This window comes from Kitasatospora sp. NPDC002227, assembly GCF_040296285.1.
GTDB lineage: Bacteria > Actinomycetota > Actinomycetes > Streptomycetales > Streptomycetaceae > Kitasatospora.
The window spans coordinates 1-11,320 of the sequence record NZ_JBEOWY010000095.1 but is presented as its reverse complement, the minus strand read 5'-3'; the positions used below and the strand labels follow the sequence as shown (position 1 = coordinate 11,320).

General features: G+C 70.2%; 11 protein-coding genes and 1 pseudogene. 5 read left to right on the top strand and 7 right to left on the bottom strand.

The genetic code is table 11. From position 1 onward, the window contains the following. Nucleotides 1-89: 89 nt before the first annotated feature. The gene (locus tag ABT095_RS37960) at nt 90-416 is read left to right on the top strand and encodes a hypothetical protein (RefSeq protein ID WP_350534193.1); all 327 of its coding nucleotides are present in this window, start codon (nt 90-92) and stop codon (nt 414-416) included. Between the two features lie 37 nt (nt 417-453). Here the strand turns inward: ABT095_RS37960 and ABT095_RS37955 are convergent. Continuing rightward, a pseudogene (locus ABT095_RS37955) lies at nt 454-792 on the bottom strand (ATP-binding protein); the annotation flags it as partial. A gap of 76 nt (nt 793-868) precedes the next feature. Beyond that, a complete protein-coding gene (locus ABT095_RS37950) occupies nt 869-1,090 on the bottom strand; it encodes a DUF5302 domain-containing protein (protein WP_350534192.1) in 222 nt (73 codons plus the stop codon). A gap of 549 nt (nt 1,091-1,639) precedes the next feature. Between ABT095_RS37950 and ABT095_RS37945 the strand changes: the two genes are divergently transcribed. Both ABT095_RS37945 and ABT095_RS37940 read left to right on the top strand, forming a co-directional pair. Then, nucleotides 1,640-2,548 (top strand): ABC transporter substrate-binding protein, encoded by a 909-nt coding sequence (locus ABT095_RS37945; RefSeq protein WP_350534191.1) that lies wholly within the window; start codon nt 1,640-1,642, stop codon nt 2,546-2,548. Nucleotides 2,549-2,638: 90 nt separating this feature from the next. After that, nucleotides 2,639-3,775: a glycosyltransferase gene (locus ABT095_RS37940; RefSeq protein WP_350534190.1), complete on the top strand. Its 1,137-nt coding sequence runs from the start codon at nt 2,639-2,641 to the stop codon at nt 3,773-3,775. Between the two features lie 127 nt (nt 3,776-3,902). Here ABT095_RS37940 and ABT095_RS37935 read toward each other — a convergent pair whose 3' ends face one another. The 5 genes from ABT095_RS37935 to ABT095_RS37915 all read right to left on the bottom strand — a co-directional run bounded on the left by ABT095_RS37935 (nt 3,903) and on the right by ABT095_RS37915 (nt 9,337). Then, nucleotides 3,903-4,919: a TIGR03842 family LLM class F420-dependent oxidoreductase gene (locus ABT095_RS37935; RefSeq protein ID WP_350534189.1), complete on the bottom strand. Its 1,017-nt coding sequence runs from the start codon at nt 4,917-4,919 to the stop codon at nt 3,903-3,905. Nucleotides 4,920-4,941: 22 nt separating this feature from the next. Next, the gene (hydA, locus tag ABT095_RS37930) at nt 4,942-6,345 is read right to left on the bottom strand and encodes a dihydropyrimidinase (protein ID WP_350534188.1); all 1,404 of its coding nucleotides are present in this window, start codon (nt 6,343-6,345) and stop codon (nt 4,942-4,944) included. A gap of 11 nt (nt 6,346-6,356) precedes the next feature. Then, on the bottom strand, nt 6,357-7,199 hold the full coding sequence (locus tag ABT095_RS37925) for a nitrilase-related carbon-nitrogen hydrolase (RefSeq protein WP_350534187.1): 843 nt from the start codon (nt 7,197-7,199) through the stop codon (nt 6,357-6,359). Between the two features lie 170 nt (nt 7,200-7,369). Beyond that, nucleotides 7,370-8,494, bottom strand: a complete 1,125-nt coding sequence (locus tag ABT095_RS37920) for a sulfite oxidase (protein WP_350534186.1) — start codon at nt 8,492-8,494, stop codon at nt 7,370-7,372. Nucleotides 8,495-8,542: 48 nt separating this feature from the next. Further along, nucleotides 8,543-9,337 carry a hypothetical protein gene (locus ABT095_RS37915; RefSeq protein WP_350534185.1) on the bottom strand — a complete coding sequence of 265 codons (795 nt, stop codon included), beginning with the start codon at nt 9,335-9,337 and terminating at the stop codon, nt 8,543-8,545. A 254-nt stretch (nt 9,338-9,591) separates the two neighbouring features. Between ABT095_RS37915 and ABT095_RS37910 the strand changes: the two genes are divergently transcribed. Both ABT095_RS37910 and ABT095_RS37905 read left to right on the top strand, forming a co-directional pair. Continuing rightward, nucleotides 9,592-10,755 (top strand): calcium:cation antiporter, encoded by a 1,164-nt coding sequence (locus ABT095_RS37910; RefSeq protein WP_350534184.1) that lies wholly within the window; start codon nt 9,592-9,594, stop codon nt 10,753-10,755. A gap of 213 nt (nt 10,756-10,968) precedes the next feature. Next, nucleotides 10,969-11,172 (top strand): cold-shock protein, encoded by a 204-nt coding sequence (locus ABT095_RS37905; protein WP_045694210.1) that lies wholly within the window; start codon nt 10,969-10,971, stop codon nt 11,170-11,172. Nucleotides 11,173-11,320: the final 148 nt, after the last annotated feature.

Below are 11,320 nucleotides of genomic sequence, written 5' to 3'. Positions count from 1 at the left end.
CGCGGGCCTACTCGGTGACCATCACAGGATCATTCGGGAAGGTACGCCCTCCGCGTCCCCGCCCGGGGCTGATCCACAAGTCCTGAGCATTGCTCGACAACCTGGTGCAGGGTGAGTACGAGGTCGAGTGCCTTGACTGCGAGGTCAGCCTGTTCATCGTGCTCGGTGAGGACGGCTTCTTCTCGTGCAGCGACGACTACGCATTGCGGGATGTCGAGAGGACGCCGTTGCGGCCGGCCGATCCGGCGGAGCTGGAGGGACTGGCCAAGCAGCTGCATGACCGGGCCCTCGCGGACGGACAGCCGGTGGTGGCTCTGAGGCTGACGTATCTGTTCGGGCGGGCAGCCTGCACCGACTGCGGGACGGTGTTCTCGGTCGCGGACAGCGTGGTCGCCAACGCGATTCCGGATTGGTGAGCGTCAGCTACTTGATCGTCTTGCCGTTCTGTCGGGCCTTGATGAGCTGCTTCTCGTCTGCGGCCTCCACGAGTTCGTTGACGAGCTTGGCCGCCAGCGCGTACTTGACCCGGAAGCCGGCCAATGCGGCGGCGGAGCCCAGGGCGATCAGCAGGTGCGATTTCCCGGTCCCGGAGTCCCCGATCAGGCAGAGCGGTTTGCCCTTTCGGATCCATTGGCAGCCCGCCAGGCTGTTGATCTGGGCCTGGCTGATGTGCGGGTCAGCGGTGTAGCCGAAGTCGGACAACCACTTCGGGCGGGGGAACCCGGCCGTCTGCAGGCGCCGCTCGGACCGGCGGCGCTCACGTTCCTCGCGCTCGGTCATCAGCAGCTCGGCGGACCGGCGGCCGGCCGCGAAACCCCCACCGTGGCTTTCAGGTCCGGTTCGCCCCGACGGGGGAATTTCCTTCGGCTCAGCCACCGCTCTTACGGCGGAAGTTACGCTTGGCCCCGGCGGCTGCGTGGGTGCCGTGGACTTTCGAACCTTCGCCCCCGGCTCCCCCGACGGAGTCGCCGCGCGTGCCCTGCTTCCGGGCCAGCGCGGCCAGGAACTTCGCCTTCACATCTTCCGCTCCGGCATCAGCATCTGCCGAACCGCCCTCGGGCCCTTCGGGGAGACGCGCTTCGCTGCTCATAGGAACCTCCTCGGTGGTCGGGACCGGACGGCCCCGCCCCCACTCTCCCACGCCGGGACGGTCTACCCGCCCACCGATGCTCGTTGCGGTCCTTCCGGACCATGGAGGACCAGCCGCGTGCAGTGGTCAGGGAGCTTCCTCCAATGGACGCCTGCGCTCGGTACCCGCGCCGAGGTCGCCTCCTTTCACACGGGGACGGTCTGCCCGTCGCGTTCGGCGATCCACCCGCTCCGGGCCCGTCGGGGTACTTCGCAGACGTTCACCCTGCCAGGCCGAAGTCAGTAACAGGACAATTCTGGAAGTGCCATCGCCACAGCCCGATCTCTTCCCGCCCCGGGGCGCGGGTCGGGACGAGTACCCACTCGGCGGTGGCTCCGACATGGTGGTTTATAGTCTGACGACCTCTACGCGTTGCGGGTCGTTGTGGCGGCGCGCCTTTCGAATGGGATGCCGTCGCCTCGGAGGGGGCGGTGAGGCGCAGCAGGCGCGGCTCGCCGCCGCCGTGAGCCGGACCCTTCGCAGCGCGTGTCGACGATCGGGGGATCACAGATGACCACGTTCACCAACCGTTGTTGTGGCGCTATAGCCGTCGTCGTCACCGGCACTCTGCTGCTGAGCGCCTGCGGCGCGGGAGACAGCAGCAAGATCTCGCTGCACGATCGGCTGCCCAAGACCGTCCGCGATTCCGGAGTGCTCAAGGTGGGCGCGTCGTTCACCGCCGCCCCGATGATCTTCCGCAGCCCGCAGGGCGAACCGGACGGTCTCGACCCCGATCTCGCCGCCGCGCTGGAGAAGGTACTTGGCATCAAGTTCGACTTCCAGGACGTCGGCCCCTTCTCGAACGTGCTTCCCGGATTGTTGAACAAGAAGTACGACATCGCCTTCTCCGGCATCACCGACACGCGGGAGCGCGAGCTTGGCTTCGACGCCGCCGGCCGGCAGGTCAACGAGGGCCTCGATTTCGTCGACTACTTCATGGCCGGCGTGGGAATCGTGGTCCGCAAGGGCAATCCGGACAACGTCACCAAGCTCGACGACCTGTGCGGCAGGACCGCCGCGGTCAAGAAGGGCACCATTCACGACGACCTCGCCGCCAGACAGCAGAAGGCGTGCGAGCACGTCGGCAAGCCCCTGACTGTCGTGAGGACCGACACCGATCCGCAGGCGCTGGACAACGTGCACGGCGGCCAGGCGGACGCCTACCTCACTGACTACCCGAAGGGCCTGTACAACGCTCAGGTGGTCGACGGCGGAAAGGCTTTCGACCTCGCCGGCCCCCAGCTCCAGCCCCGCCCGTACGGGATCGCCGTCCGCAAGAGCGACCGCCAGCTCAGGGACGTCCTGGCGAAGGCGGTGAACTCCCTGGTTCTGGACGGCACCTACGACGGCATCCTCGCCAAGCGGCAGCTCACCGTCGGCGCGATCCAGAACTCGGTCGTGAACGGCAGCAACAGCTGATCCCCCTCTGATCCCCCTCGCGCTGTGTCCCGCGATCAGGGGCGCAGGGGCTGGTCGTTCTGCCCGCTGACGGCCCGGTAGCCTCGGCCGATGCGCATCTTGTTCACGTTCATCGGTGGCAGTGGCCACTTCCGTCCCCTCATCCCGGTGGCCCGGGCGGCGCAGGCTGCCGGGCACACCGTCGCGGTCGCGGGCAGTGGCGGCAGAACGGCTGAGATCACGGCGGCCGGATTCACCGCCTTCGCCACCAGCGAGCCGCGGGCACGTACGGCGGATACCGCAAGTTCGGCGGGTGTGGCGGCCACGCCCGTCGACGTACCCGATCCGGCGGCGGATCTGCGGGAGCTCGCCGAGGGCTTCGCCCGGCGTGGCGGGCGACGGCAGGCCGCGGCGGTGCTGGACATCGCCCGCGACTGGAAGCCTGATGTCCTGGTGCGTGACGAGGTCGACTTCGGCAGCGCGATCGCGGCCGAGGTGCTGGGCATACCCTGTGCGACCGTCATCGTGCTGGCCGCCGGGGGATTTCTGCGCAAGGAGGTCATCGCGGAGCCGCTGCACGAGCTGCGCTCCGAGTACGGCCTGCCGGCCGACCCCGGGCTCGCGATGCTGGACCGGGATGTTGTCCTGTCGCCGTCCCCGCCCGCCTTCCGCGACCCGCGTTTCCCGTTGCCCGCCCACACGTTCGCGTTCCGGCCGGGCCCGGCCGTCCCCGCGGCCCCCGAGCGGGAGACCCCCACCGTGTACTTCACGCTCGGCACCGTCTACACCAGCACCGAGCTGTTCACCCGGGTGCTGGCCGGACTCCAGGGGCTGACGGCGAACGTGGTCGCGACGGTCGGCTCCCAGGTCGACCCGGCGGTGTTCGGGCCGATGCCGCCGAACGTCCGGGTCGAGCGCTTCGTCCCGCAGGACCAACTGCTGCCGCGGTGCAGCCTGGTGGTCTCGCACGGCGGCTCCGGCAGTCTGCTCGGCACGCTCGCCCACGGCCTGCCCTCGGTGCTGCTGCCGCTCGGTGCGGACCAGCCGTACAACGCGCGGAGGTGCGTCGAACTCGGTGCCGCCCGGGTGCTGGACCCGGTCACCGTGACCCCGGACGAGGTCCGCGCGACGGTGTCGGCGGTACTGGCCGACGAGGGCTACCGCCATGCCGCCGAGCGCCTTCAGCGCGAGACCAACGCCCTGCCCGGGCCGGAGCGGACCGTCCCCCTGCTCGAAGCACTCCGCTGAGCACCCCGCGTCCCCGGACCGGCCCCGCCCGCTGACGGCCCCGCACGTCGGGGTGGACTGCTGTGGCTGCCCTCGCAGCAAGGCCGGGCAGCCACAGAGTCAGCGGGCCGACAGACAGTCGGCGTGGTCAGCCTGCCAGGGCCGGGATCATGTGCGCGCCGTAGGCATCGATGGTCGACTCGACGGCGTCGTGCATGGCGTAGATCGCGAACTGGTCCACCCCCAGCGAACGCAGCTGCTCCAGCTTCTCCAGGTGCGCCGACACCGGGCCGAGGAGGCAGAAGCGGTCCACGATCTCGTCGGGGACGAAGGCGGTGTCCGGGTTGCCCGCCCGGCCGTGGTGGGAGTAGTCGTAGCCTTGGCGGTCCTTGATGTAGTTGGTGAGCTCGTCCGGGACCATCGAGGAGTGCTCGCCGTAGCGCGAGACCAGGTCCGCGACGTGGTTACCGACCATGCCGCCGAACCAGCGGCACTGCTCGCGGGCATGGGCCAGCCCCGCCTCGCTGCCGTCGGTCACGTACGCGGGGGCGGCGACGCAGACGGTGACCGAGGCCGGGTCGCGTCCCGCGTCCTCCGCCGCGCGCCGGACCGCCTTGACCATCCACTCGGTCAGGAACGGGTCGGCGAGTTGGAGGATGAAGCCGTCAGCCTGGCGGCCGGTCAGGTCCAGGGCTTTGGGCCCGTAGGCGCCCATCCAGATCGGCAGCTTCGGTGCGCCGCTGATCCAGGGGATCTGCATGACCGTACCGTCGACCTCGGCCTCGCGCCCCTCCGCGAGTTCCTTGATGACGTGCATGGCGTGCGAGAGCCGCTCCAGCGTGGCGGGCTTGCGGCCGGCGACGCGCTGGGCGGAGTCGCCGCGGCCGATGCCGCAGACGGTCCGGTTGCCGAACATGTCGTTCAGTGTGGCGAAGAGGGAGGCGGTCACCTCCCAGGTGCGGGTCACGGGGTTGGTGACCATCGGACCGACGGTCAGCCGCTCGGTGTTGGCGAGGATCTGGCTGTAGATCACGAAGGGCTCCTGCCACAGCACGCAGGAGTCGAACGTCCACCCGTGGGTGAAGCCGGCTCGTTCAGCACGGATCATCCGCTCCACCAGCAGCTTCGCGGGCGGGTCGGTCTGGAGGACGAGGCCGATGTCCAAGTGGGCTCCTGAGGACGGAGGTTCAGTGAAGGTACTGGCAGGTGGCGCGGGGCTGGAAGCGCCCGTGGCCGGCCCGGCCGAGGTAGGCGCCGCCGTCGATCACGACCGTGCCCCGGGAGAGCACCGTCCGTGCGCGGCCGGTGAGCCTGCGCCCCTCGTAGGCGGAGTAGTCCACGTTCATGTGGTGGGTCGCGGCCGAGACGGTCTGCACCGCCTGCGGGTCGTAGACCACCAGGTCGGCGTCGGCGCCGGGCGCGATGGTGCCCTTGCGCGGGTAGAGGCCGAACATCCGGGCCGGGGTGGCGCAGGCGATCTCGATCCAGCGGCGGCGGGTGATGTGGCCGTCCACCACGGCCTGGTGCAGCAGGTCCATCCGGTTCTCCACCCCGGGCAGGCCGTTGGGGATCTTGGAGAAGTCGCCCCGGCCCAGCTCCTTCTGCCCGCTGAAACAGAACGGGCAGTGGTCGGTGGAGACCACCTGCAGGTCATTGGTGCGCAAGCCCCGCCAGAGCGCGGCCTGGTGCTCGCGCGGGCGCAGGGGCGTCGAGCAGACGTACTTGGCGCCCTCGAAGCCGTCCGCCCCCTCCTCGGCGAGGTTGTCGGTGGAGAGGAAGAGGTACTGCGGGCAGGTCTCACCGAACACCGGCAGCCCCAAGTCCCGTGCGGCGGCCAGTTCGGCGACGGCGGACTCGGCCGAGACGTGCACCACGTACAGCGGCGCCCCGGCCACCTGGGCCAGTTTGATCGCCCGGTGGGTGGCCTCGGCCTCCAGCAACTCCCTTCGTACCTCGCCGTGGTAGCGCGGCGCGGTCTTCCCTGCGGCGAGGGCCTGCTCGACCAGCACGTCGATGGCGATGCCGTTCTCCGCGTGCATCATGATCAGCCCGCCGTTGTCGGCGCCGCGCTGCATCGCGCGCAGGATGCGGCCGTCGTCGCTGTAGAAGACGCCGGGGTAGGCCATAAACAGCTTGAAGGAGGTCACCCCCTCGCCGACCAGCAGGTCCATCTCCTTGAGCGAGTCCTCGGTGACGTCGGCCAGGATCATGTGGAAGGCGTAGTCGATCGCGCAGTTGCCCTGGGCCTTGGCGTGCCAGGCGTCGAGGCCCTCCCGCAGCGAGGCGCCGACCGACTGCACGGCGAAGTCCACGATGGTGGTGGTGCCGCCCCAGGCGGCGGCCCGGGTGCCGGTCTCGAAGGTGTCGGAGGCGAAGGTGCCGCCGAACGGCAGCTCCATGTGGGTGTGCGCGTCCACCCCGCCGGGGATGACGTAGCACCCGGTGGCGTCGATCACGCGCTCGGCCGTCCAGCCTTCGGCCACCTCCCCGACGCCGAGCGCGACCACGCGCTCGCCCTCGACCAGCACGTCCGCGACGGTCTCCTCGGCGGCCGTGACCACCAGGCCGCCCTTGATCAGCGTACGGCTCAACTCGCCCTCCCTCAGGCCTCGGTGAGCGGGCCGTAGGCCTCGGGCCGGCGGTCGCGGTAGAAGGCCCACTGCTGGCGGACCTGCTCGATCACCCCGAGGTCCAGGTCGCGGACCACCAGCTCCTCGTCCTTGTCGGAGGCCACCTCGCCGACGAACTGCCCGCGCGGGTCGACGAAGTAGCTGGTGCCGTAGAAGTCGTTGTCGCCGTACTCCTCGACCCCGACCCGGTTGATCGCGGCGACGTAGTACTCGTTGGCCACGGCGGCGGCCGGCTGCTCGAGCTGCCACAGGTAGGCCGACAGGCCCCGGCTGGTGGCCGAGGGGTTGTAGACGATCTCGGCCCCCGCGAGGCCCAACGCCCGCCAGCCCTCCGGGAAGTGGCGGTCGTAGCAGATGTACACCCCGACCTTGCCGACGGCGGTGTCGAACACCGGCCAGCCGAGGTTGCCGGGCTTGAAGTAGTACTTCTCCCAGAAGCCCTTCACCTGCGGGATGTGGTGCTTGCGGTACTTGCCCAGGTACGAGCCGTCGGCGTCGATCACGGCGGCCGTGTTGTAGTAGAAGCCGCTCTGCTCGACCTCGTACACCGGCACCACGATCACCAGGTGCAGCTCCCGGGCCAGCTCCTGCATCCGCCGCACGGTGGGCCCGTCCGGCACCGGCTCGGCCCAGGCGTAGTGCTCCGGCTCCTGCACCTGGCAGAAGTACGGGGCGTTGAACACCTCCTGGAAGCCGATCACCTGCGCGCCCTGCGCGGCGGCGTCCCGGGCGGCCCGTTCGTGCGCCGCGATCATCGTCTCCTTGTCGCCCGTCCACGCGGTCTGGAAGAGGGCGGCACGCACCACTCGGCCCATGGTCTTCTCCTTCGGTGAAGACGGCTCAGATGGACGAGGGTAGGAGCTCACGGGCCTCAGGAGTAGTGCTACGCGCGGATATCGCCCGCCCAGTTGCTTTTCGCGCCAAACCATGACGAGCTGGTTTACCGGAAGATCGGACCTACCGGCCGACGGATCGGACCTGGCGGTCAGCGTTCCCGCACCACCACGTCGACCACCTGCACGGCGTTGTTCACCATCCCCTGCCGGTTCCAGGCCTGCCCCACCGGCTGCTCCCGCCCGTCCGCGTCGGTGGCCCGCACCATCAGGCGGTACTCGCCCGGGCCGGGCGGCTGCCAGTGGTGGTGCCAGGGCTGCCAGGCGTACTCGTCCGGCGCCGGCCCGAGGCTGGCCTGCCGCCAGCTGCCGCCGCCGTCGGTGCTCACCTCGACCCCGGTCACCGGCGGTCGGCCGGACCACGCCCGGCCGGTGAGCAGTTGGCCGCCCGGCTCGCAGATCCGGGCCCGGCTCATGAAGTCGGGGAAGCCGGGCGGCACCATCAGCGCGCGCGGGCCGATCCGGGTGATCGGCTCGCCGGGTTCGTCCGCCTCCTGCTTCAGGCGGTACGCGGTGGTCTGCTGGAAGCCGGTGAACGGCTCGGTCAGCACGGTGATGCCGGTCAGCCACTTGACGTGGGCCATCCCGTACCAGCCGGGCACCACCAGGCGCAGCGGCGCGCCGTGCTGCGGGGGCAGCGGGGCGCCGTTCATGGTGTCGGCGAGCAGCACGTCCTCACGCAGCGCCTCGGCGAGCGGGAGGCTGCGGGCGAAGGTCTGCTCGACCCCGCGCTCCACGCCGTGGTCGGCGCCGGTGAAGAGCACCTCGACCGCCGCGTCTGCCAGGCCCGCCTCGCGCAGCAGCGGAGCGAGCGGGGTACCGGTCCACTCGGCGGTGCCGACCCCGCCGTCCAGCCAGGGCTGGCTGAGCGGTCGCGGTTCGAGCTGTGCGCGGCCGTTGCCCGCGCACTCCAGCGTCACGGTGTGGGTCACCCGCGGGCGGGCCCGCAGGTCACCCAGGCCCAGCACCATCGGGTGCTCCACCGCACCGCCGAGCATGAGCCGCCAGTGGGCGGGGTCGAGCTCGGGGATGTCGTAGTGGATCAGCAGGTAGTGCAGGCCGACCGGGGTGAGCTCGTGGCGCAGCGCCTCCAGCGGCATCGCGTGGTTGCGCGAGGCGAGGCGCAGCTCCTCGAGGGTGATCGCTTCACCGGGTTCGGCGATCCGGGCCGGCAGGCTCGGGAGGCCGGGCCCGGTCGCTACCGGGATGGCACTCATACCCCCAGTGTGGGCGCCCCACCAGCGGGGGCGCCACCTAGGACCGGCTCAAGCCCCCTGGGTCTGCTTCTTGAGGTCGGCCGTGTCGAGCACCTGGGCGGCCGGCGGCGCCTGGACGGTGACGGGTTTGCCGAAGTCCCGGAAGACGACGTGGACGGGCTGGGTGTCCATCGGGCTCTCCATCTTCACCGGGTACGGCTTGCCGGTGGCGGCGATGTACACCTGGCCCGAGGAGCCGTCCGCGGTCGTGACGGTGAGGGGGACGGTCTCGACGCCCTCGGCGACCCGGACGGCCGCCTTGGTCACCTTGGCGTTGCCGAAATCGGAGAGGATCCCGGTGACCCCCTTGCAGATCTCCGCCATCCCCTTGACGTCCGGGTCGTCCTGGGGGCCCGTCAGGTACTTGCCCCCGATCCGCTCGGTGACGGCGGCGGCCACGTCGGCCGAGACGCCCTTCTTGGCCAGGATGCTCGCCCAGTACTGCGCATCGGGCTTCAGCCACGTCCGGTCCGGGGTCGCCCGGAGCTCGAACGAGCCGGTCGCGCCCTGCTGGATGGTCCCGGTGCAGGAGCCCTTCCCGTCCGTGGACAGGGTCACCCGCATCGCGCCGTCCTCCCCGCCGGACAGATCGCCCTCGACCGTGAAGGAGTTCTGGCTCAGTGCGGCCGTCGCCTGCTTGAGGATCTCCTCGCCGCTCAGGTCCGCGAGGGCCGGGGTGGCCGACACGGTCGGGGTGGCGGTCGCCGGCGCGGCACTCGGCTTGTCGGCGCCGGTGCAGGCCGTGACGGACACCGTCAGCAGCAGGCCGAGGGCGAGGGTGGACAGGGACCGGTGAGACAGCATGAGGCCTTCTTCGTAGACGGAACACGGAGCGTGCGGTGCGCCAGGATAGCGATGCTGACAGCTGACGGGAAACGTGATTGCGCTCCCCGTCAACTCACCGGCCCGGCACCCCCGATGAGATGTCCGACGATGTTCCGGGTATCCGAATGCGTGTGTTTTCTGACGGTTTGCCGCCGAAGCGCCTGGACCGGCGGCGACTCACCGTCAGGCGGCAAAGACCGGTCGGCGCGGCGGTGCCTGCAACACTCGGAGGCATGATCGCCGAGATCCGCAAGTGGACCACCTTCCTACCCGTACTCGCGTTCGTGCTGCTCACGCTGACCTGGGGCAGATCGCTGCCCGGGGCGCTGGTCGCGCTGGTGGCGCTGTTCCTGGCGGGGGCCGTGCTGGCGGCCGTGCACCACGCGGAGGTGATCGCGCACCGGGTGGGGGAACCCTTCGGCTCGCTGGTGCTGGCAGTGGCGGTGACGATCATCGAGGTCGCGCTGATCGTCACGCTGATGGCGGACGGCAGCGAGAAGAACGCGACCCTCGCCCGGGACACCGTCTTCGCCGCCGTGATGATCACCTGCAACGGGATCGTCGGCATCTGCATCCTGGTCGGCGCGCTGAAGCACCGGGTCGCGGTGTTCAACCCCGAGGGGACGGGCGCGGCGTTCGGCGCGATCGCCACGCTCGCGGTGCTGAGCCTGGTGCTGCCGACCTTCACCACCAGCAAGCCGGGCCCGCAGTTCTCCTCCACCCAGCTGGTCTTCGCCGCCACGGCCTCACTGATCGTCTACGGGCTGTTCGTCACCACCCTGACGGTGCGCCACCGCGACTACTTCCTCACCCCGGCCCCGGGCGCGCCACGCCTGGCCGCCGCACCCTCCGGCGGCTCCGGCCCCTCCCTCGACCCCTACCCGGACCCGGCCACCCCGCGACCGGCCGAGGAGAAGGACGAGCACGCCGACCCGCCCTCCTCCCGCGCGGCCTGGACCAGCCTCGCCCTGCTCGGCGTGGCGCTGGTCGCCGTGGTCGGGCTGGCCAAGGGCGTCTCCCCCACCATCGAGCGGACGGTGGCCGACGCCGGGCTGCCCGCCTCCGTGGTCGGCGTGGTGATCGCGATGCTCGTCCTGCTCCCCGAGACCATCGCGGCCGTCCGCTCCGCCGCCCGCAACCGGGTGCAGACCAGCCTCAACCTCGCCCACGGCTCGGCGCTCGCCTCCATCGGCCTGACCATCCCGGCCGTGGCCGTCGCCTCCACCTGGCTGTCGGGCCCGCTCGTGCTGGGCCTCGACCCCACCCACATGGTGCTGCTCGCCCTCTCCATCGCCGTCGGCATCCTCACCGTGATGCCCGGCCGCGCCACCCCACTCCAGGGCGGCGTGCACCTCGCCGTGATGGCCGCCTACCTGGTGCTCGCCGTCAGCCCCTGAGAAAACTGCCGGGTGGAAATCCCACCGTTCCAGATCCGGGCCTGCTACAGTCGAATCAGTTGCAGTAGTGGTTCCCATGAAATTTGTGTGCGCCTGCTGATGTATCGCAGGCGCATTTTCTTTTTTACCGGTGCTTTCCGGATGGGCGCTCGACGCGGCGACTCGCGGTACGCACAGTGCGTACCGCGGACAGCCCCTGAAGGAGATTTCTCAATGGCTAACGGCACCGTGAAGTGGTTCAACTCGGAAAAGGGCTTCGGCTTCATCGAGCAGGAGGGTGGCGGCCCGGACGTCTTCGCCCACTACTCGAACATCAACGCCAACGGCTTCCGTGAGCTGCTCGAGGGCCAGAAGGTCGAGTTCGACGTCACGCAGGGCCAGAAGGGCCCGCAGGCCGAGAACATCCGCCCGCTGTAGTTCTCCCGCCGGGCAGCCGCCCGGCACCGAGGGGCCCGCACCGCGTGCACGACACGGCGGTTTCTAGGGGTCGTTGCAACACGTGGTCGGTTGTCTAGGCCGCGAGGAGTTTAGCCAGACGCTCGGCTGGGGTTTCCCAGCCGAGCGT

Coding starts and splice junctions, on each gene's coding strand:
- ABT095_RS37915 (WP_350534185.1), bottom strand. CDS start 9,337: ATGCTGTCTCACCGGTCCCTGTCCACCCTCGCCCTCGGCCTGCTGCTG.
- ABT095_RS37910 (WP_350534184.1), top strand. CDS start 9,592: ATGATCGCCGAGATCCGCAAGTGGACCACCTTCCTACCCGTACTCGCG.
- ABT095_RS37950 (WP_350534192.1), bottom strand. CDS start 1,090: ATGAGCAGCGAAGCGCGTCTCCCCGAAGGGCCCGAGGGCGGTTCGGCA.
- ABT095_RS37940 (WP_350534190.1), top strand. CDS start 2,639: ATGCGCATCTTGTTCACGTTCATCGGTGGCAGTGGCCACTTCCGTCCC.
- ABT095_RS37925 (WP_350534187.1), bottom strand. CDS start 7,199: ATGGGCCGAGTGGTGCGTGCCGCCCTCTTCCAGACCGCGTGGACGGGC.
- ABT095_RS37945 (WP_350534191.1), top strand. CDS start 1,640: ATGACCACGTTCACCAACCGTTGTTGTGGCGCTATAGCCGTCGTCGTC.
- ABT095_RS37905 (WP_045694210.1), top strand. CDS start 10,969: ATGGCTAACGGCACCGTGAAGTGGTTCAACTCGGAAAAGGGCTTCGGC.
- ABT095_RS37920 (WP_350534186.1), bottom strand. CDS start 8,494: ATGAGTGCCATCCCGGTAGCGACCGGGCCCGGCCTCCCGAGCCTGCCG.